The sequence below is a fragment of the Arthrobacter sp. Y3221048 genome, from assembly GCF_059092685.1.
This window is the reverse complement of record NZ_JBNHHX010000004.1, coordinates 393,054-414,005: the sequence shown is the minus strand read 5'-3', so window position 1 is coordinate 414,005 and position 20,952 is coordinate 393,054. Positions and strand designations below refer to the sequence as shown.

Below are 20,952 nucleotides of genomic sequence, written 5' to 3'. Positions count from 1 at the left end.
TAATCTTTAGCGTTTAAGCGGGCGAACTTCGTGCCGATTCGTTCCGCGGCGCGGTGGCCCTAGACTCTCAGGGGAGCAGGAGATTTTCAGGCGGCCGGGCCGCCCTCCGCTGTGCAGCGCCGCCAGCGCACGGACAGAACGGATCCGGCCACCGACCCGCAGCCCCACCCACCTGACCGACCGCCGCGCCACCTGGCCGCCCCGGCCTGCACGGCGACGAGGAAAGAGAGCAGCCATGCGCCTGATCAACGAGCCGATGACCGACTTGACCTACTCGGACGTTTTCCTGGTGCCGTCGCGCTCGGATATCACGTCGAGGCTGGATGTTGACCTCTCGGCCGGCGACGGCACCGGGAGCACGATTCCCCTGGTCGTGGCGAACATGACCGCCGTGAGCGGCCGTCGCATGGCTGAGACGATGGCGCGGCGCGGCGGGTTGGCCGTGCTTCCGCAGGACGTCCCGCTGAACGTCCTGGCCGAGGTCACCGGTTGGATCAAGGACCGCCACGTCGTTTTCGACACGCCGTTGGAGCTTGCCGCGGGCAACACCGTGATCGATGCCGTGCACCTGATGGACAAACGCGCGCACGGTGCGGTTGCGGTGGTGGACGACGCCGGCAAGTGCGTGGGCGTGGTGCGCGCCGAGGACTGTGAGGGCGTGGACCGCTACGCGTCGCTGGAGTCGGTGATGGCTGCCCACCCGCTGCTGCTGGATGCCTCCATGTTCAACGCCGGGGCGGACACCGCGCTGCGGCAGGCCTTCGACCTGTTCGACTCGGCCTCGGCATCCTTTGCGCCGGTCGTGGACGACGACGGCGTGCTGGTCGGCGCGCTCACCCGCGCCGGCGCCTTGCGCTCGACCATCTACACCCCCGCGCTGGATCCGCAGGGCCGGCTGAAGGTCGCCGCCGCCGTCGGGATTAATGGCGACGTCCGCGCCAAGGCCGAGGCGCTGCTGCAGGCCGGCGTGGACGTCCTGGTGGTTGATACAGCCCATGGCCACCAGCGCAAGATGTTCGACGCCCTCGAAGCAGTACGCAGCCTGGATCCGCAGGTTCCGGTGGTCGCCGGCAACGTGGTCAGCGCCGACGGCGTGCGCGACCTGGTGGAAGCCGGCGCGGACATCGTCAAGGTCGGCGTGGGGCCGGGGGCCATGTGCACCACCCGCATGATGACGGCCGTGGGCCGGCCCCAGTTCTCCGCCGTGCAGGAATGCGCGGAGGCGGCCCGGGAGCTCGGTGCCCACGTATGGGCCGACGGAGGGGTCCGCTATCCGCGGGATGTCGCCCTGGCGCTGGCGGCCGGCGCCAGCCAGGTGATGATCGGCTCCTGGTTCGCCGGGACGCATGAGAGCCCCGGAGACCTGCTCACGGACAGCAACGGCCGCAAATACAAAGAGAGCTTCGGCATGGCGTCCGCCCGCGCCGTGCAGAACCGGACCCGGCGGGAGGACGCCTTTGAGCGGGCGCGCAAGGCGCTCTTCGAAGAAGGGATTTCGTCCTCGAAGATGTACCTCGACCCGCTGCGCCCCGGCGTCGAGGACCTCCTGGACGAGATCACCGCCGGCCTGCGCAGCTCGCTGACCTACGCCGGAGCACAGAACCTGGTGCAGTTCCGCGAACGTGCCATTGTGGGAGTGCAGTCGGCCGCCGGCTATGAGGAAGGCCGGCCTCTGCCGGAGAGCTGGTAGGGGTGCTTGCAGCCGGTGCCGCCTGCGCCCCGCCCGCACCGGCGGAAGAGGGTGGCTGTCGCGCGGCGCGCCGGTACGCCGGCGGCAGAACGGCCACCGGGGACTGCCCGCTGCGTAAGCCTGCCTGCTACGCTATAGCCCATAATGGACAGCTATTCTAGGAGCCGGTCCGTGACGCGCCCCGCAGGGCAGGCAGCATGCCAGACCGCGGGAGCACAGGCAGCCCAAGCGGGCGCCGCGTGCGAGGCGTCACCCAGCACCGGCAAATCCCGTGCACGTGCCCATCACACACTTGCCGCCCGCGCGGCCGGTCAGGAGCCTCCTAGTCCGGGCTCGGACGAACCCCCGCCAGGTCCATCGGACCGCCTGAAGTCCAGGGCGGTGGCGAGCTAGATGGAATGGATCCAAATCGCCGCCGGCATGCTGCTGATCCTCGGCACCGGCTTTTTTGTCGCCGTGGAATTCGCTTTGGTGGCCCTTGACCAGCCCACTGTGCAACGCGCCATCGACAAAGGCGACCGCGGCGCAGTGCCGCTGATGAAATGCCTGAAGTCCCTCTCCACGCAGCTCTCCAGCTGCCAACTCGGCATCACCCTCACCACGCTGCTGACCGGTTTCCTGATGGAACCGGCCATCAGTTCGCTGCTGCGTCCGTCGCTGACCGCGCTGGGACTGGCCGACGCCGTCATCCAGCCGGTCGGTGCGGTGATCGCCATGGTGATCGCCACCCTCCTCTCCATGCTGCTGGGCGAACTGGTGCCCAAGAATGCGTCCATTGCCCTGCCGATGGCAGTCGGCAAGCTGGTGGCCCGTCCGCAGCTGATCTTCACCGCGGTGTTCAAGCCTTTCGTGCTGATGCTCAACGGCTTCGCCAACAAGGTGCTGCACCTGTTCGGGCTGGAGGCCAAGGAAGAGCTTTCCGGTGCCCGCACGCCGTCCGAGCTGGCATCGCTGGTACGCCGCTCCGCGGAAATGGGCACCTTGGATGCCGGGACCGCGAACTTCCTCGCCAAGACCTTGTCGTTCTCCGGCAGAACCGCAGCCGACGTGATGACGCCGCGCATCCGGGTGGAGTTTATCGACGCGGACCAGACCGTGGCCGACCTCATCGCCGCTGCCCGCCGAACCGGCTACTCCCGGTTCCCGGTGCTCGGCGATTCCCCCGACGACGTCCGCGGCGTCGCGCACATCAAAAAGGCGATCGGCGTGCCGCGCAGGAAGCGTCCGCATCTGGCCGCGGCCACCATCATGACCGACGTGCTGCGCGTGCCCGAGACGGTGCATCTGGATTCGCTGCTCTCGGAGCTGCGGGCCGCAAACCTTCAGTTCGCCGTGGTGCTCGACGAGTACGGCGGCACCGCCGGGGTGGTGACGCTGGAAGACCTGGTGGAAGAGATTGTTGGCGAAGTCGCTGACGAGCACGACCGGGTGAAGCCGGGCGTGCTGCAGAGCGCGACCGGAAACTGGTACTTCCCGGGCCTGATGCGTCCGGACGAGGTCAGCGAGCAAATCCCGGAGCTGACCGTGCCCGACGGGGCCAGCTACGAAACGGTCGGCGGCTTCATCATGGCGCAGCTGGGCAGGATTGCGGTGGTTGGCGACACGGTGCCCGTGGACGGCGGCACGCTGGAAGTCGAGCGGTTGGACGGACGGCGGGTGGACCGCGTCCGTTTCATCCCCAGTCCGGCAACGGGTGCCGTGCTTCCTGAGACCGGCATCGCGGGAGGTGCGCTCTGATGGCCGCCATGGGTATTTTCTGGCTGGTAGTGCTGCTGCTCGCGAATGCGTTCTTCGTGGGCGCCGAATTCGCCGTCATGTCCGCCCGCCGCAGCCAGATCGAGCCGCTGGCCGACAGCGGATCCAAGCGCGCCAAGACCACGCTCTGGGCCATGGAGCACGTCTCCCTGATGCTGGCCTGCGCGCAGCTGGGCATTACCGTGTGTTCGTTGCTGATCCTGAACGTGGCCGAGCCGGCGATCAAGGAGCTGCTGCTGCTGCCGCTGGAGGGGTGGCTGGGCATTCCGCACGAGATTTCCTACGGCATCTCGTTTGCCGTGGCGCTGTTGCTGGTGACGTTCCTGCACGTGACCTTCGGCGAGATGGTCCCGAAGAACATGTCCGTGTCCATGGCCGACAAGGCCGCGCTGCTGCTGGCTCCGCCGCTGGTGGCGGTCTCCAAGGTGGTGCGGCCGGTGATCTCCACCCTGAACTGGACCGCGAACCACTTGCTGCGGGCCGTGCGGATCGAGCCGAAAGACGAGGTCTCTTCCACGTTCACGCTGGAGGAGGTCCAGTCCATTGTGCAGGAGTCCACCAGGCACGGACTGGTCGACGACGACGCCGGGCTGATCTCCAGTTCGCTGGAGTTTTCGGCAGTGACCGCTGCCGCCGTGATGGTGCCGCTTGACCAATTGGTCACCATCGGGGTCGACACCACGCCGGAGCAGTTCGAACGCGCGGTGGGACGGACCGGATTCTCCCGCTTTGCCGTGGCCGATGCCAACGACAACCTCACCGGGTACCTGCACCTCAAGGATGTGATGACCATCCCGGAGGACAGGCTCAACAAGACGATTCCGGTCACCAAGGTCCGCACCCTGGCCAATCTGGCGCTCGATGACGAAATCGAGGACGCGCTCGCCGTCATGCAGCGCACCGGATCGCACTTGGCCCGCGTGCTGGGATCCGACGGCAGTACGCACGGCGTGCTGTTCCTCGAGGACGTCCTGGAAGTGCTGGTGGGCGAGATCCGCGATGAAACGCAGGCCCAGGGACTGCGCCGGACCGGCGAATAGCCCCCGCGGGCGCGGGGCGGGAAGATTGCCCCGCGTCCGTGCCCGCGCCCGCGCCCTGCCGCGTGGAGCGGAAGGGTGGTGCTCGTGCCCGCGCCCGCGCCCGCGCCCTGCCGCGTGGAGCGGAAGGGTGGTGCTCGTGCCCGCGCCCGCGCCCTGCCGCGCGGAGCGAAAGGGTGTCCCGCGCCCGAGCCGAATGCGAACCGTTCGCAACTGCGCTAAGCTGAAAACCCTTATTGTTACTGATTCTCATTATGAGTAGAACCGAGGTTGCCCGTGAGGCACTCACGTACCGCTCCTGTATTGGCAGGACTGGCCGCCGCGGCGGTGCTGCTGTCCGGCTGCGCCGCTGCAGGGGGAGAGACCGAAGGTGACGGCAAGCTGAGCGTGGTCGCTTCCACCAATGTCTACGGCGACGTGGCCCAAACGATCGGCGGCGAGCACGTCGACGTCACATCGATCATCGATCGAATGGCCCAGGACCCGCACTCCTATGAAGCAACGGCTCGGGACAAGCTGGCGATCTCCCAGGCCGACCTGCTGCTGGAAAACGGCGGGGGCTACGACACCTTCATGCACACGCTGGCGGACGAGACCGGCGTCGACCACAACTACGTCATCACTGCGGTGGAGTTGTCGCCGCTGTCTGGAGCAGAGGGTGCCGAAGCAGGGCATGCCCACGGAGACGACGCGGACGCGGAGCGCACGAACGGCGGCGACGCGGGGCACGCGGAGGACGGCAGCCACGCGGACCACAGCCATGGCGGCTTCAATGAACACGTTTGGTACGACCTGCCCACCATGGCCGCCATTGCGGAGGCCATCGCGGAGAAGCTCTCGGCATTGGACCCGGAGCAGGCCGAAACCTTCCGGGCCAATGCCGAGCAGTTTCGTACCGGGATCGAGGGCCTCCAAAACGACATGGACGAACTTGCTTCCACGGCGGGCGGGGAAGCCGTAGCGGCCACAGATCCTGTGCCGCTGCACTTTTTCGATGCGCTGGGACTGGAGAACAAGACCCCGGCCGGCTTCATGGAGGCGGCCGAGGAAGGCAGCGATGCCGCCCCGGCAGCACTGAGGGAAGCCGAGGAGTTGATCACCGGCGGGTCGGTCCGGTTCGTCGCCTACAACGAACAGACCGAAGGCCCACAGACACAGCGCCTGCGCCAACTGGCGGAGAAGGCGGGCATCGACGTCCTAAACTTCACCGAGACCCTGCCCGCAGATCAGGACTACCTGGCCTGGATGGCGGAGAACCTGGAATCGGTGGACCAGGCGCTGCGCGCGTGACCGGCCAGGCCGCCGGGATGTGGTTAACTGAGGCAGTCCAAGCCGGATGCCTCAAGTGCCCCCGCGTCCCCTTTGCGCGCTGCGCAGCACGGAAGCTTCAAGGAACACTGCCATGACCCCCGCCGTCCGCTTGCAGGGTGCCTCGCTGTCCTTCGGCCAGCGCGTGCTGTGGCATGACCTCGACCTGACCATCAACCCGGGGGAGTTCTTCGCGGTGCTGGGCCCCAACGGCTCCGGCAAGACCAGCTTCCTGCGCGTATTGCTGGGCCTGCAGCCGCTGAGCCATGGCATGGCCGAGGTCAACGGCCGGCCGCTGGAACGCGGCAGCCGGGACATCGGCTACATTCCCCAACAAAAGACCTTCGCGCCGGAGACTCCGCTGCGGGCCCGCGACCTGGTGGGCCTGGGCCTGGACGGACACCGGTGGGGCATGCGGCTGAACGGCCGCAAGCATCGCCGGCGGGTGGACGAACTGCTGCAGATGGTGGGCGCCTCCGGTTACGCGGAAGCCCCGGTAGGACAGCTGTCCGGCGGCGAGCAACAGCGGCTGCGCGCGGCCCAGGCGCTGGCCTCCGATCCCCGGGTGCTGCTCTGCGACGAGCCCTTGCTCTCGCTGGACCTGCACCACCAGCAGGCCGTGAGCTCCATGATCAACAGGCAGTGCCATGAAAGGAACAGCGCGGTCGTCTTCGTCACGCACGAAATCAACCCGATCATCGACTATGTGGACCGGGTCCTCTACCTGGCCGGCGGCCAGTTCCGCGTTGGCACGCCGGAAGAAGTGATGACCACCGAGGTGCTGTCGAACATGTACAACAGCCATGTCGAAGTGATCCACAACCAGGGCCGGATCATCGTGGTGGGCCTTCCCGACGCCACCACCCACCGCCACGGCGAGGTGGTGTAGGCATGGATCCATCGGAGCTGCTGGATGCGGTCTTCAACTTCAACGACTACGGTGACCTGCTGCCGCTGGTGCGCAACTCGCTGATTGCCGGCGCCGTCCTGGGCCTGGTCGGCGGCCTGATCGGCGTGTTCGTGATGATGCGGGACCTCGCCTTTGCCGTGCACGGCATCGCCGAACTGTCCTTCGCCGGGGCGGCATTCGCATTGCTGATCGGCGCCAATGTGGTGTTCGGTTCGCTGGTGGGCTCGGTGATCGCGGCCGTGGTCCTGGGCATGCTGGGCATGCGGGCGCGGGACCGGAATTCGATCACAGGCGTGATCATGTCCTTCGGGCTGGGCTTGGGGATCCTGTTCCTCTCGCTCTATGAGGGCCGCTCGGCGAACAAGTTCGGCCTGCTGACCGGGCAGATCGTGTCCGTGGACACGGTGCAGCTGAACCTTCTCACCGCAGGTTCAGCCGTGGTCGTGCTGGGGCTTATGGCCATCTGGCGTCCGCTGACCTTCGCCAGTGCCGACCCGGACCTGGCCGAGGCCCGCGGAGTGCCGGTGGGTGCCCTGGCGATCGTGTTCATGTTCCTGCTGGGACTGGCCGTGGCGCTGTCCATCCAGGTAGTCGGTGCCCTGCTGGTGCTGTCCCTGGTCATCACGCCGGCGGCCGCGGCGCTCCGGGTGAGCAGTTCGCCGCGCGTGGTCGTGCTGTTGAGCGTGGCGTTCGCGGTGACCGCTGTGGTTGGCGGGATCCTGCTGGCCCTGGGCGGCAGCCTGCCCATCAGCCCCTACGTCACGACGATCTCGTTCCTGATCTACGTGGTCTGCCGGATGGCCGGGGCGCGGCGGCAACGGCGCGGCAAGGTGGGGCGGCGCGACGTGGCCGCGGTAAGGGTTACCGCCGGTTAAGCGCTGCCGGGGGCGGCGCTGCATTCCGGGCACAGCCCGTACATTTCCACGGTGTGGGCAACCTGGGTGAAGCCGTGCTCCGCCGCCATCCGGGCCGCCCATTGCTCCACCGCCGGAGCTTCAATTTCCACGGTCTTGCCGCAGGTCCGGCAGAGCAAGTGGTGATGGTGGTGCTCGACGGCGCAGCGCCGGTAAACGGCTTCGCCCTCGCCGCTGCGCATCACGTCCACTTGCCCGTCGTCGGCCATGGCCTGCAAAATCCGGTACGTGGTGGCCAGCGAGACCGAATCGCCGCGGTCCTGCAGCAACCGGTGCAGTTCCTGCGTGCTGACGAAGTCCTCCAGGCTGTCCAAGGCGGCGGCCACGGCCACGCGCTGGCGGGTTACCCGCTGTTCCGTACCGCGGCGCTGCGCCTGCGGTTTCGCTGAAGGAACGGACATGTCCGCTTCGGCTCCTCGCTGTTGATACTGGCACCCGTAGGCTGCATCCCAGCCTACCAGCAGGCCTGATTGCCGGGGCAGGCCGGACCGCCGGGACGCCGGCCGCCGCGCGCGGCTAGGGTGTGTTCCATGAAGCTGACAAAATTCACCCACGCGTGCGTCCGGCTTGAGCAGGACGGCCACGTCCTGGTGATCGATCCCGGCAACTTTTCGGAAGTGGAGCAGGCCCTCGAAGGGGCTACCGCCGTCCTGGTGACCCACGGGCATGCGGACCACATCGACCAGGACCGGGTTCCGGGCCTGCTGGCAGCGGCGGACGGTATGCAGTTGTATGCCCCGGACTCCGTGGCTGCCGACCTCCGGGCGCTCGCCCCGGGAGCATCCGGGCGGATCCATACCGCCGAACCGGAGACGGAGTTCGAGGTGCCCGGGTTCCGCATCCGCACCTTCGGCGGCCAGCACGCCCTGATTCATCCGCACATCCCGGTGGTCGCCAATATCGGCTACGTCATCAATGACAGCCTGTACCATCCGGGCGATTCCTTCATCGTCCCGCACGGGCTTGACGTCAGGATAGTCCTGGTGCCCGTGCACGCGCCCTGGTCGAAGACCGGCGAGGTGATCGACTTCGTGACCGCGATGCGGGCGGAGTATGCCTACCCAATCCATGACGCCGGGCTGAGCGACCGCGGCCTGCCGTTGGTGGAGAAGCACGTGGAGCGGATCGGCGGCCACTACGGCACCAGTTACCGGCACCTGTCGCCGGGGGACAGCGTGGAGCTGGACTGACCGCCGGGTGAAGGTTGGGCGGGGCCGCTTGGCCCAATACCTGCTGCTGTGATGGACTGTCGGGACACCGGCGGGCAACGACGCCCGCCAGCAGTCAGGAGGAGATCTCATGAGGACTCTGATGGACGTGCAGACACTGCGTGAACGGATGATCTCCGGACAGCGCACCGTACTGCTCGATGTGCGCTGGAAGCTCGGCGACGACGCCGGCCACAGCCACTACCGCCAGGCCCACATTCCCGGTGCCGTCTACGTGGACCTGCCCTCGCAGCTGGCGTCGGCGCCGACGCCGGCCGGCGGGCGCCATCCGCTGCCGGAGCCGGAGGCCTTCCGTGAGGCCGCACGCGATTGGGGCATCAACAACGACGACGTCGTCGTTGCGTACGACGACAACGGCGGCATGTCCGCGGCCCGCGTGTGGTGGCTGCTGCGCGACGGCGGCTTCGACTCCGTCTACCTGCTCGACGGCGGGCTCGCCGCCTGGCGCGGCAAAGGGTATGAACTGGACAGCGGCGACGAGCTGGCCTGCCTGGGCAACGTCGAACTGGGCAGCGGCAGGATGCCCAGGCTTGAACTGGACGACGTGCTGGATTTCGCGAGTACCTCGCTGCTGCTTGATGCCCGGGCAGCCGAGCGTTACCGCGGCGAGCTGGAGCCGGTGGACCCCCGGGCCGGCCACATCCCCGGCGCCGTCAGCGCACCGACCACGGCCAACCTGGCCCCGGACGGGCGCTTCCTGCCGCCCACGGAACTCGCGGCACGGTTCAGGGAACTGGGGGCGGAAGGACGGAAGGTGGCCGTCTACTGCGGCTCGGGCATCACCGCCGCCCATCAGGTTGCGGCTTTGGCCGAGGCTGGCATCGACGCAGCCCTTTTCCCGGGCTCCTGGTCCCAGTGGTGCGGACATCCGGAACTGCCGGTAGCTACCGGGAGCGTGCCGTAATCGGCCGCCGGATCAGCCGCGGCCAGGCGCCGTGCACCTACGCACCCGAAGCGTCACACTCGGTGTGCCGTGGTGGCATGGCGAAGCAGCAAACGGTAGCGTCAGGCCCATGACACTTGGCCGTCCGGCACCGCCGCCGCTGGGGAAACCGCTTTCACCTGAGCAGGAGCAGCAGGCCCTCGCGGCAGCAGACCTGCAGACACCGAGGAGCAGTATGAGGACGGCGGCGGCCTATGGAGTGACGGGGCCCGGTTCCGGAATGGTCGCGCTGCAGATTGAACGCCGCGCCGCCGGACCGCACGACGTGGAGATCGCCGTCGCCTTCTGCGGCCTCTGCCACTCGGATGTCCACACGGTCCGCGGCGAGTGGCGCGAGATCGAATACCCGCTTGTGCCCGGCCACGAGATCGTTGGGCGGGTCACGGCCATCGGCCAGGACGTCACCCTGCATGCCGTCGGCGATCTGGTGGGCGTGGGCTGTATGGTGGATTCCTGCCGCGACTGCTCCGCCTGCGGGGAAGGACTTGAACAGTACTGCGACAAGGGCGCGGTGGGCACGTACGGCGCCCGCGACCGGCGCCATGGCGGCGAGGTGACGCAGGGCGGGTACGCGACGTCCGTCGTCGTCGACGAAAACTTCGTGCTGCGCGTGCCCCCGGAACTCGACCCCGCCGCCGCAGCCCCCTTGCTCTGCGCCGGCATCACCACGTACTCACCCATGCGCTACTTCGGCGTCGAAGCCGGCGACTCCGTGGGCGTTGTGGGCCTGGGCGGGCTGGGTCACATGGCGGTCAAACTGGCGAAGGCCATGGGGGCGTCGGTGACCGTCTTCACCAGTTCGGCTAACAAGGCCGACTCGGCCCGCGCGCTCGGTGCCGACCACGTGGTGGTGACCGGCGACGCCGAGGCGCTCGCGGCAGCCCGGCGCAGCGTTGACTTGGTCATCGACACGGTGGCCGCAGCCCACGACCTGGCCCCGTACCTGCGGGCAATCCGCCGCGACGGCGCGCTGATCCAACTGGGCGTGCCGCCCGAGCCGATGCCGCCGGTGCCGGTCAACCTGCTGATGCGCGAGCGTGTTGCCTACGGCGCCTCGAAGATCGGCGGTATAGCCGAGACCCAGGAGATGCTGGACTTTTGTGCCGAACACGGGATCACGGCCGACATCGAACTGGTGGGCGCGCCGGACCTCGACCAAGCCTATGACCGCATGGTGGCCGGCGACGTTGCCTACCGGTTTGTCCTGGACATCGCCACGCTGAACCGCTGAATGATGCGCTGACCGTGATGGATCGACTGGCCGGGCCGTGACCGCACCGAGGCGCCGGGCCGACGGGAGCCTGACCGACTCCTACTGACCCCGAGTAACCCCAACCGACAAGGATTGCGTACATGAGCACCATCTTTACCAAGATCATCGACGGCGAGATTCCCGGCCGCTTCGTCTGGAAGGACGACGACGTGGTGGCGTTCCTGAGCATCGGCCCGCTCGCGGACGGGCACACGTTGGTGGTGCCGCGGCAGGAAGTGGACCGCTGGACCGACGCCCCGACCGACCTGCTGCAGAAACTCACCGCGGTCGCCCAGGCCATCGGCAAGGCCCAGGTGGATGCGTTCGGCGCCGCCCGTGCCGGCCTGATCATCGCCGGGTTCGAGGTGAACCACCTGCACCTGCACGTCTGGCCCTCCAACTCGGAGGCCGAGTTCGACTTCAAGCGGGCCCAGCGGGACCCGGCCCCGGACGTGATGGACGAATCAGCCAAACGCATCCGGGCGGCGCTGCGCGAGGCCGGCCACGGGGACGTCGTCCCCGCCGACTGACGCGGAACGCCGCTTCCTGCCGCGTGGGAGTCTGGGCGCGGCGGGGGACGGCGACGTTGCACGGGCGGGAACGAGCGCGCGGCGCGGGTGGCAACCCTTTGCGAGAGTGCCTCAGTTCACGAGGCCCGCCCTCGAAGTCCACCCCTGTCCTCGAGGACAGGGTCAATAACCCCTGTCTTGGCAGCCAGACCCTGTCCTGGTGCCCAGGTCAGGGTCAGCGGGCGATGACTTGGCGGCCGGCCCCTGTCCTCGCCGCGGTGACACGGACGGTGCCCTGCGTCAGCCGGCGAGGGCCTCGTTCAGGGCAGTTCGGACGCGCTTCTCGGACACCGAATATGCGGTGCCGAGTTCCTGCGCGAAGAAGCTGATCCGTAGTTCTTCCAGCATCCAGCGAACCCTGTCCAGCCCCGAGCCGTCCAGGTTGCCGGGCTTCAGCGCCGCCCGCGCGTCGTCGTACTCGTCTTCGAGCCGCTGCACGACGGCCATGTGCTGCACGTCCCGGCCCACGGCAGTCGGCAGTTTTTGCAGCCGGCGCTCGATCCCCTCCAGATAGCGCGGCAGCTGGCTGAGCTGCGCGTAGCCCGTAGCCGCCACGAATCCGGGGAAGACCAGCTGCTCCAGTTGGCTCTTGACGTCGGAGAGCGGGCTGATCAGGGCCAGGCTGGCGTTGGACTTCAGCTCCTTCTGGATCCGCCGGGTGCTGGAGAGGATCTTCTCCACGGTGGCGGTCACGGTGAAGACGGTGTCGATCAGTTCCGCGCGGACCTGCTCGTACAGTGCGTCGAAGCCGGCCCGGGTGAACGGCAGTTCGGCCGGCACCAGCTTATCCACCGCGGCCCGCGTGCAGTCGTCGATCAGCGACGCCACCGAACCGTGCGGGTTCTGCGTGAACGTCAGCTTCTCCGTATTGTTCAGGTGGTCCAGCACGTACCGCTGCGGCGAGGGCACCCGCAGCACCAGCAGCCGGATGATGCCCGAGCGCATGGCCGCCTGCTGGCCGGCCGGCGTCTGGTAGACGCGGACACCGACGGTGCTGCCTTCGTCCACCAGGGCCGGATACCCGGTCACGGTGTGCCCGGCCACCTCGCGCCTGACCTCGCGGGGCAGGTCGCCGTCCGGCCAAGCGGTCAGGCCGCTGCGTTCCTGCAGGCCCGTGACGGCCTGCCCAGAAGTGCCCGACGCCGGTGTCCCGGCAGCGGGGGCCGCACCGGTGCCGGCCGCGCCGGCGGCGGAGCCCTTGCCGCCGCCGCGCTTCTTGCCGGGGGCGCCGCGGCGCTCACCCGGCGACGGCTGGGCGGTCTTGGGCGTCGCGCCCAGCGACTCGGCGATGGCCCGCCGGTTGGCCGGCGCAAAATCCTGCTGCAGCCGGGCCAGGTCCTTGGCCTCGTCCAGCACCTTGCCGTTGCCGTCGAGCACGCGGAACGCCATGCGCAGGTGCGGCGGCACGGCGTCCCAGTTCCAGGAGCCGGGCGGGATGATGTGCCCCTTCAACCGGCGCAGCACCAGCTCCAGCGCGGGCTCCAGTTCATCTTCGGCGGGATCAAAGTCCGCCGCCAGGGCCGCCGCCGCGCTCCGGGCAACGTCGGGGGCCGGAACGAAGTTCTTGCGGACCTGTTTGGGCAGCGACTTGATCAGCGCGGTCACCAGCTCCACCCGCAGGCCCGGGATCTGCCAGCGGAACGGGGCTGCGTCCAGCTGGTTGAGGAACAGCACCGGCACGTGTACCGTCACGCCGTCGGACGGGTCCGGGGTTGCCCCCAATGCCACCGGCGAGAATTCGTAGCTCAACGGGAGTTCGAAGGTCCCCTGCTGCCAGGTCTTCGGGAACGCCGAGGTGTCCAGTTCCTCGGCGTCGGCGGCCAGCACGGCGTCCGGATCGAAATCCAGCAGCGCCGGATTTTCCGCCCGGGCGTCCTTCCACCACTTGTCGAAGTGGCGTTCGGAGACCACCTCGGGGCCGATCCGCTCGTCGTAGAACTCGAACAGCGTTTCGTCGTCCACGCGCAGGTCGCGGCGGCGCATCCGGGTCTCCAGTTCCTCGACCTCGGCCAGCAGCTTGCGGTTGCGGTGGAAGAACTTGTGGTGCGTGTGCCAGTCGCCCTCCACCAGGGCATGGCGGATGAACAGCTCGCGGCTGAGTTCCCGGTCGATCCTGCCGTACTGGATCCGGCGCTGCGGGACGATCGGCACCCCGTACAGGGTGACCTTCTCGTAGGCCATCACGGAGCCCATCTTCTTGGACCAGTGCGGCTCCGAATACGTGCGCTTGCACAACTGCGGGGCAATCTCTTCGGCCCAGGCGGGATCGAATTTAGCCGCCACTCTGGCCCACAGCCGGGAGGTTTCCACCAGCTCGGCGGCCATCACCCAGTCCGGCGACTTCTTGAACAGCGCCGAGCCGGGGAAGATGGCGAACCGGGTGCCGCGCGCGCCGGCGTATTCGCGCTTGCGCTCCTCGTAGACGCCAATGTGGCTGAGCAGGCCGGCGAGCAGGGACTTATGGATGTCGTCGTGCCTGCCCACGGGGTCGACATCCCCCGATTCGAGGGAGATGCCCAGCGGCTTGGCCAACTGGCGTAGCTGCGCGAACAGGTCCTGCCACTCCCGGACCCGCAGGTAGTTGATGAACTCGGTGCGGCACAGTTTGCGGAACTGGGTGGAGGAGAGCTCCTGCTGCCGCTCCTGCAGGTACCGCCACAGGTTCAGGATGCCGGTGAAGTCGGACTTCTCGTCCACGAAGCGCTTGTGCTTCTCGTTGGCCTGCTGCTGCTTGGCCGCATTGTCCCCATGGGAACGTTCCCGCGGGTCCTGGATGGTCAGCGCCGCCGCCAGGACCATCACCTCGCGCACGCAGCCGCGCTGGCCCGCTTCCACGATCATGCGGCCCAGCCGCGGGTCCACCGGCAGTTGCGCCAGTTTGCGTCCGACGGCGGTGAGCCCCGCCTTCGCCGCGGGCGCTCCCTTGGCGCCGGGCTCGGGCAAGGCACCGAGTTCGCGCAGGAGGGTGACGCCGTCGTTGATCGCGCGGGACTCGGGCGGCTCCACGAACGGGAACGCTTCGATGTCCTTGGGGCCGCGGGCCACGCCCATGGCGGTCATCTGCAGGATGACCGCGGCCAGGTTCGTGCGCAGGATCTCGGGGTCGGTGAACTCGGGCCGGGACTCGTAGTCCTCTTCGGAGTAGAGCCGGATGGCGATGCCGTCGCTCACCCGGCCGCAGCGGCCCGAGCGCTGGTTGGCCGAGGCCTGCGAGATGCGCTCAATCGGCAGCCGCTGGACCTTGGTCCGGTGCGAGTAGCGGGAGATGCGCGCCGTGCCGGTGTCGATCACGTACTTGATGCCCGGAACGGTCAGCGACGTCTCGGCCACGTTGGTGGCCAGCACGATCCTGCGCTGGCCGCCCGGGGAGAAGACACGATGCTGCTCGGCCAGCGACAGCCGGGCATACAGGGGCAGGATCTGGGTGCCGGCCAGCCTGCGGTTGGTCTTGATCCTGGCCGTGAGGGCGTCGGCGGCATCGCGGATTTCGCGCTCGCCGGAGAAGAAGACCAGGATGTCGCCCGGCGCCTCCAGGGACAGCTCGTCCACCGCATCACAGACGGCGTCGAGCGGGTCGCGGTCTTCTTCGAGCTCGTCCACGTCCGGGTTGTCGGGGTCGGTGGCCGCCGGCTGGTTCAACGGGCGGTAGCGGATTTCCACCGGGTAGGTCCGGCCGGAAACCTCGATCACCGGCGCCGGTTCGTCGCCGCTGCCGAAGTGCCGGGCAAAGCGGTCCGGATCGATCGTCGCGGAGGTGATGATGACCTTCAGGTCCGGACGCTTGGGCAGGATTTGCCTCAGATAGCCCAGGATGAAGTCGATGTTGAGGCTGCGTTCGTGGGCCTCGTCGATGATGATCGTGCTGTACTTCTTCAGGAGTTTGTCGTGCTGGATCTCGGCCAGCAGGATGCCGTCCGTCATCAGCTTGATCCGGGTTTCCCGGCCGACTTCGCCGGTGAAGCGGACCTGGAAGCCGACCTCCTGGCCGATCTTCACGTCCAGTTCCTCGGCGATGCGTTCGGCCACCGTCCGGGCCGCCAGCCGCCGGGGCTGGGTGTGGCCTATCAGCCCCTGCTCGCCCAGGCCCAGCTCCAGGCACATCTTCGGGATCTGCGTTGTCTTGCCGGAGCCGGTTTCGCCGGCGATGACGGTCACCTGGTTCGCGGCGATGGCCGCCATGATGTCCTCGCGCCGCTCTGAAACCGGCAGGGCCGCGGGGTACGTGATGTTCACAGCCATGATTGACCTCAGTCTAGTCGCTGGACCGGCCGCCCCGGACCGGCCGCAGGGGAAGCCCGGGGAGGCGCGTGCCCGTGGACGAAAATAACTATCCGGCGACAACCGGAGGCAATTTGTCCTGTGGACGAGACGTATCTCATATGGTTGTCCTGACCCCGCGGTTCTGATTAGACAATGTGACTCGGTTCACAGGTAAGATCTTCAGGACGCTCCCGCAGGGTTGCCTGCCATAACCGCCGGCGCCGATGACGACGCCGCGTGTGGCGGACCGCTTCAGCCGCGCCGGGGAGGGGCGGCGAGGCGGAAAAGTGCCGGACTATCCGGCACGTGATGGACATTCGAAAGGAACATTGTGAAGAAACGTTCGACCATGTTCGGCCTGGGGTCTGGCCTGCTGGCCACCGCCCTGCTTGTTTCCGCGTGCGGCAATGCGGGATCGACCGAGGGCAATGCCGCCGAAGGCAGCACCAAATCGGTGGAAATCGGCATCAGCCAGATTGTCTCGCACCCGTCCCTGGACGCGGCCCGCGAGGGGTTCAAGAAGGCGCTGGCCGACAACGGCTACGTCGAGGGCGAGACCGTGACCTACGACGAGCAGAACGCGCAGGGCGACCAGGGCACCGCTACCTCCATCGCCGGCAAGTTCGCCAGCGACCAGAAGGACCTCATCCTTGCCATCGCGACACCCACCGCCCAGGCGGCAGTGCAGGCCATCGTCGACACCCCGATCCTGTTCACCGCGGTCACCGATCCGGAGTCCGCTTCGCTGGTGGAAAGCATGGACGCTCCGGGATCGAACGTCAGCGGTACCTCGGACCGCAACCCGGTCGAAGAGCAGCTGGCCCTGGTCAAGGAGCTGAACCCGGACGCGAAGTCCGTGGGCATCGTCTACTCCTCGGGCGAGGTCAACTCCACCGTCCAGGTGGAATGGGCCAAGGAAGCGGCCAAGGAACTGGGCCTGGAGATCAAGGAAGCAGCAATCTCCAACTCCGGTGAAGTCCAGCAGGCCGCCGAGTCGCTCGACGTCGACGCGTTCTACGTACCGACCGACAACAACGTGGTGTCCGCCCTGGAGTCCCTGATCCAGGTGGCAGAGTCCAAGAAGATCCTGACGATTGCCGCCGAGGGCGACTCGGTGAAGCGCGGCACGGTGGCCACCTACGGCATCAACTACGAAAAGCTGGGCTACCAGACCGGCGAGATGGCAGTGAAGATCCTCAAGGGCGAGGCAGAACCGGCATCCATGCCGGTGGAGACTCAGTCCGAGCTGGAACTCTACGTCAACCCGGCTGCCGCTAAGCGCATGGGTGTGACCCTGCCGGACGGCTACGCCGACACGGCTGACCACGTCTTCGAGTAAGCCCGAACTTCCAGCTCGAGCCGAAGAAGTCCGCAGTCCATCCGGCGGCCGGCCAGCCCGGCCGCCGGATCGACGCCACGAGAGAACCAAGGTCCTTTACCTATGATTACCGCGGTTGAGCTTGGGCTGATCTACGCGATCATGGCCCTGGGGGTCTACCTGACCTTCCGCATCCTCGATTTTCCCGACCTGACGGTCGACGGCAGTTTCACCACCGGCGCCGGAGTCGCCGCCATCAGCATCATCAACGGGATGCCGCCGGTCACGGCCACCGTCCTGGCCTTCATCGCCGGCATGGCTGCCGGCACCGTCACCGGCCTGCTGCACACCAAGGGCAAGATCAACGGCCTGCTGGCCGGCATCCTGACGATGATCGCCCTCTACTCCATCAACCTGCGCATCATGGGCCGGGCCAACCTGCCGCTGTTGCGCGAAGACACCCTGATCACCCCGCTGCGCGAGTCGGGGATGCTCGGCGGCATCGGCGCCATCGCCATCTTCCTGCTGGTCGCGCTGGTCGTGAAGGTGATCATGGACTGGTTCCTGCACACCGACATCGGACTGGCCATGCAGGCGACCGGCGACAACGAACAAATGATCCGCAGCTTCGGCGTCAGCACGGACAACCAGAAGATTTTGGGCCTGGCCTTGTCCAACGGGCTCGTGGCGGTCTGCGGCGCGTTCATCGCCCAGTACCAGGGCTTCGCCGACATCGGCATGGGCATCGGCCTGATCCTGGCCGGCCTGGCCTCGGTGATCATCGGCCAGGCGATCTTCGGAACCCGCCTGATCTGGATCGCCACCTTGGCCGTGGTGCTCGGTTCCGTGCTGTACCGCGTGGTCATCCAGCTGGCCCTCCAGGCCGGCCTGCAGCCGAACGACATGAAGCTGGTCTCGGCCGTGCTGGTGGTCATCGCGCTGGTGCTGCCCCAGTGGAAGGTCTTTCGCCGTGTCGGCGGGCTCGGAAAAATGAAGAAGTCCCTGACGGGAGCGAAGGGCTGACATGCTGGATATCAAGAACGTTCACAAGACCTTCTTCGCGGGCACCGTCAACGAGCGGGTTGCCCTGCAGGAGATCAACCTGTCCCTGGCCGCGGGCGAATTCGTCACGGTGATCGGCAGCAACGGCGCCGGCAAATCAACCATCCTGAACATCACCTCCGGCAAGCTGCGCCCGGACGTCGGCACGGTGAGCATCGACGGCAAGGACGTCACCAGGCTGGCCGACCACCAGCGGGCCCGCTTCGTCGGACGCGTCTTCCAGGACCCGATGGCGGGAACGTCACCGGAGATGACCATCGAACAGAACCTGGCCATCGCCTACGAACGCGGCAAGCGCCGCGGACTGCGCCCCGGCGTGACCCGCAAGAAGCGCGAATTCTTCAAGGAAGAGCTGCGTTCGCTGGAGCTCGGGCTGGAGAACCGGCTCAAGGCCAAGGTGGGCCTGCTCTCGGGCGGCCAGCGGCAGGCACTGTCGCTGCTGATGGCCACGTTCAGCAGCCCGAAAATCCTGCTGCTGGATGAGCACACCGCGGCCCTCGATCCGCAGCGCGCGGAGCTGGTCAGCCGCCTGACCGCGGAAGTGGTCGACCGGCACCGCCTGACCACGCTGATGGTGACCCACAACATGGAGCAGGCGCTGCGGCTGGGCACCCGGCTGATCATGATGCATGAGGGCCGGATCATCCTGGATCTGGACCAGGAACAGAAGCAGAAGGCCACCGTGCCGGATCTGCTGCACGAGTTCGAGAAGATCAAGGGCGTGGTCGACGACCGCACCATGCTCCAGTAGCGTCCGCGCTCCCGGAGCCATCGGCCCGCGTCAACGTACGACGGCGGCTGTCCCACCTATGCGGTAGGGGGCGGCCGCCGTTCCCGTGCCGGCGGCAGCAGCCAGCCGGCCCGCGAGCTCCGCGGCGCGCTGCCGGAATTCCGCCGGCTCCAGGATTTCGAACGCAAGGCCGGTGGCGGCCAGCTCCACCAGTGGGTAGTCCAGCGAATCGTAACCCGCCCGCAGCAAGGTGGCGCCGCCGTCGTCGGACAGGACGGCGATGTTCGGCGGGATCCTCTCCGCGACTGCCTGCAGCGGAGCGTGGATCCGTACCACCACGTCGAACCTGTACGGGGACCTGGTGATCGATTGTTGGACGTAGGCGGCCAGGTCCGGCTGCGGCAGCTGCCGCGGGGCAAAGCGTTCACGGGCCGAGGGAACCGATTCGAACCGGTCCACCCGGAAGGTGCGCCAGTCCTGCCGGCCCGTATCGTAGGCCACGAGATACCAACGGCGGCCGGTGTCCACCAGCCGGTACGGTTCGGCCAAACGGCGGCCGGACTCGCCGTCTGCCTTGGCGTAGCGGAAGCCGATCACGCGCCGTTCGGCAATGGCGGTGGAGATCCCGGTCAGCACCTCGGGATCCACGGCGGCGGTGGGGCCGGCCAGGGTGACCACGGCGTTCTTCAGGGTGGAAAACTTGGGGCGGAGCCGCGCGGGCAGCACCTGCTCCAGTTTGGTCAGCGCCCGAAGCGAGGCCTCGCCGACGCCGGCCACCGGGCTCGCGGTCACCGCCCCTAGGCCCAGCGCGACGGCGAGCGCTTCGTCGTCGTCCAGCAGCAGCGGCGGAAGCTGCGCGCCCGCGCCCAGCTGGTAGCCGCCGGCGACGCCGGGGGACGCATTGATGGGATAACCGAGGTTGCGCAGCTTGCCGATGTCGCGGCGCACCGTGCGTTCGGTGACGCTCATGCGCTCGGCCAGGGCGGAGCCGGTCCACTCCCGGCGCATCTGTAGCAGGGAGAGCAGCTGCAACAGCCGCGCGGACGTTTCGAGCATGGCCCACCTGTCATCTGCAGCCGGAGCGTGCGGAATCATGCAGCACGCGCGGGTGCCGGTAGCTCCGGCAACAGGGCCACTCTAGTCCTGATTGAGGACAGGAGCTGTCCGGTATGCAAACCGGGGTGGCGCCGGGAAACTCTGCGCCGTGCCAGGGTCGTGGCCGGCTCTGGGCAAACGGCCGGCTGCCCGGCATGATGGACTCCCAGGCTCCGGAGCCGAGGAGCCGCCGTTGGGGAGGAGCCGGCATGCCTTTCAATGCAGCCGAGGAGTTGCTCGAGCAGCTGACCTGGCATTGGGACGCCCAGGCCCGGCCGCGGCTGGAGGGCCTCACTGACGAAGAATACTTCTGGGAGCCGGCCGAGGGATGCTGGAACGTGCGCCACCGCGGCACGAGTACGGCACCGATGGCGGTGGGCGCCGGTGATTTCACGATCGACTTCGCACTTTCGGAGCCGGTGCCGCCGCCGGTAACCACTGTCGCCTGGCGGCTGGGCCACATTCTGGTGGGCGTGCTGGGCAGCCGGAACGCCTCGCACTTCGGCGGTCCGCCGGTCTTGTACGAATCGTTCGACTATCCGGGCACGGCGTCAGCGGCGTTGGAGTTGCTGGACGAATACTATGCGCGCTGGATTGCGGGAGTCCGTGCACTCGGCGACGAGGGGCTGGCGCTGCCCTGCGGGCCCGCCGAGGGCCCCTATGCCGATCGCTCCATGGGGACGCTGGTGCTGCACATCAACCGGGAAATGATTCATCATTTGGCCGAGGTCGCACTGTTGCGCGACCTCTTCGCCCACCGCCAGTAGTCCCGGAACCGGGCGGACCCGAGGGGCCAAGCCCGGCCGGACGTGCCGGCCGGGGGGGGGCAGGCCCCGCAGGTCCCTCCCGGAGGGAGGCCGTCGGTGCGGACAGGGGGTGG

At 67.8% G+C, this 20,952-nt stretch carries 17 protein-coding genes; 14 read left to right on the top strand and 3 right to left on the bottom strand.

All coding sequences use genetic code 11. From position 1 onward, the window contains the following. Positions 1 to 235: 235 nt before the first annotated feature. The 6 genes from guaB1 to AC5RVS_RS14360 all read left to right on the top strand — a co-directional run bounded on the left by guaB1 (position 236) and on the right by AC5RVS_RS14360 (position 7,575). Entirely contained in the window at positions 236 to 1,690 is a 1,455-nt protein-coding gene (gene guaB1 / locus AC5RVS_RS14385) for a GMP reductase (RefSeq protein WP_494108639.1), read from the top strand. 393 nt (positions 1,691 to 2,083) lie between these two features. Continuing rightward, complete coding sequence (locus tag AC5RVS_RS14380) at positions 2,084 to 3,427, top strand: hemolysin family protein (protein WP_493989219.1); 1,344 nt, start codon at positions 2,084 to 2,086, stop codon at positions 3,425 to 3,427. Next, complete coding sequence (locus tag AC5RVS_RS14375) at positions 3,427 to 4,485, top strand: hemolysin family protein (RefSeq protein ID WP_493989220.1); 1,059 nt, start codon at positions 3,427 to 3,429, stop codon at positions 4,483 to 4,485. The genes AC5RVS_RS14380 and AC5RVS_RS14375 overlap by 1 nt, the downstream gene beginning before the upstream one ends. Positions 4,486 to 4,758: 273 nt before the next feature. After that, positions 4,759 to 5,772, top strand: coding sequence for a metal ABC transporter solute-binding protein, Zn/Mn family (locus tag AC5RVS_RS14370; protein WP_494108638.1), 1,014 nt, complete (start codon positions 4,759 to 4,761; stop codon positions 5,770 to 5,772). 112 nt (positions 5,773 to 5,884) lie between these two features. After that, the gene (locus tag AC5RVS_RS14365; RefSeq protein ID WP_493989222.1) at positions 5,885 to 6,679 is read left to right on the top strand and encodes a metal ABC transporter ATP-binding protein; all 795 of its coding nucleotides are present in this window, start codon (positions 5,885 to 5,887) and stop codon (positions 6,677 to 6,679) included. Between the two features lie 2 nt (positions 6,680 to 6,681). Beyond that, positions 6,682 to 7,575 carry a metal ABC transporter permease gene (locus AC5RVS_RS14360; RefSeq protein ID WP_494108637.1) on the top strand — a complete coding sequence of 298 codons (894 nt, stop codon included), beginning with the start codon at positions 6,682 to 6,684 and terminating at the stop codon, positions 7,573 to 7,575. Here AC5RVS_RS14360 and AC5RVS_RS14355 read toward each other — a convergent pair. Further along, a complete protein-coding gene (locus AC5RVS_RS14355; protein WP_494108636.1) occupies positions 7,572 to 8,015 on the bottom strand; it encodes a Fur family transcriptional regulator in 444 nt (147 codons plus the stop codon). The genes AC5RVS_RS14360 and AC5RVS_RS14355 overlap by 4 nt on opposite strands. A 129-nt stretch (positions 8,016 to 8,144) precedes the next feature. On the opposite strand from AC5RVS_RS14355, the gene AC5RVS_RS14350 reads away from it, so the two are divergent. The 4 genes from AC5RVS_RS14350 (at position 8,145) to AC5RVS_RS14335 (ending at position 11,568) form a co-directional block, all read left to right on the top strand. Continuing rightward, positions 8,145 to 8,804: an MBL fold metallo-hydrolase gene (locus AC5RVS_RS14350; RefSeq protein ID WP_494108635.1), complete on the top strand. Its 660-nt coding sequence runs from the start codon at positions 8,145 to 8,147 to the stop codon at positions 8,802 to 8,804. Between the two features lie 109 nt (positions 8,805 to 8,913). Then, the gene (locus AC5RVS_RS14345) at positions 8,914 to 9,747 is read left to right on the top strand and encodes a sulfurtransferase (RefSeq protein ID WP_494108634.1); all 834 of its coding nucleotides are present in this window, start codon (positions 8,914 to 8,916) and stop codon (positions 9,745 to 9,747) included. Positions 9,748 to 9,856: 109 nt separating this feature from the next. After that, entirely contained in the window at positions 9,857 to 11,017 is a 1,161-nt protein-coding gene (locus AC5RVS_RS14340; protein ID WP_493989227.1) for an NAD(P)-dependent alcohol dehydrogenase, read from the top strand. 122 nt (positions 11,018 to 11,139) lie between these two features. Continuing rightward, a complete protein-coding gene (locus AC5RVS_RS14335; RefSeq protein ID WP_494108633.1) occupies positions 11,140 to 11,568 on the top strand; it encodes an HIT family protein in 429 nt (142 codons plus the stop codon). 279 nt (positions 11,569 to 11,847) lie between these two features. Here the strand turns inward: AC5RVS_RS14335 and hrpA are convergent, their stop codons facing one another. After that, positions 11,848 to 15,846, bottom strand: coding sequence for an ATP-dependent RNA helicase HrpA (gene hrpA, locus AC5RVS_RS14330; protein ID WP_494108632.1), 3,999 nt, complete (start codon positions 15,844 to 15,846; stop codon positions 11,848 to 11,850). A 370-nt stretch (positions 15,847 to 16,216) separates the two neighbouring features. On the opposite strand from hrpA, the gene AC5RVS_RS14325 reads away from it, so the two are divergent. The 3 genes from AC5RVS_RS14325 to AC5RVS_RS14315 all read left to right on the top strand — a co-directional run bounded on the left by AC5RVS_RS14325 (position 16,217) and on the right by AC5RVS_RS14315 (position 18,998). Beyond that, on the top strand, positions 16,217 to 17,206 hold the full coding sequence (locus AC5RVS_RS14325; RefSeq protein ID WP_494108694.1) for an ABC transporter substrate-binding protein: 990 nt from the start codon (positions 16,217 to 16,219) through the stop codon (positions 17,204 to 17,206). 102 nt (positions 17,207 to 17,308) lie between these two features. Further along, positions 17,309 to 18,208 carry an ABC transporter permease gene (locus AC5RVS_RS14320; RefSeq protein WP_493989230.1) on the top strand — a complete coding sequence of 300 codons (900 nt, stop codon included), beginning with the start codon at positions 17,309 to 17,311 and terminating at the stop codon, positions 18,206 to 18,208. A 1-nt stretch (position 18,209) separates the two neighbouring features. Next, the gene (locus AC5RVS_RS14315; RefSeq protein WP_493989231.1) at positions 18,210 to 18,998 is read left to right on the top strand and encodes an ABC transporter ATP-binding protein; all 789 of its coding nucleotides are present in this window, start codon (positions 18,210 to 18,212) and stop codon (positions 18,996 to 18,998) included. Positions 18,999 to 19,028: 30 nt separating this feature from the next. On the opposite strand, the gene AC5RVS_RS14310 is transcribed toward AC5RVS_RS14315, so the two are convergent. After that, positions 19,029 to 20,033 carry a helix-turn-helix transcriptional regulator gene (locus AC5RVS_RS14310; RefSeq protein ID WP_494108631.1) on the bottom strand — a complete coding sequence of 335 codons (1,005 nt, stop codon included), beginning with the start codon at positions 20,031 to 20,033 and terminating at the stop codon, positions 19,029 to 19,031. Between the two features lie 248 nt (positions 20,034 to 20,281). Here AC5RVS_RS14310 and AC5RVS_RS14305 point away from each other — a divergent pair, with 248 nt between their 5' ends. After that, a complete protein-coding gene (locus AC5RVS_RS14305) occupies positions 20,282 to 20,839 on the top strand; it encodes a DinB family protein (protein ID WP_494108630.1) in 558 nt (185 codons plus the stop codon). The last annotated feature ends 113 nt before the right edge of the window (positions 20,840 to 20,952 follow it).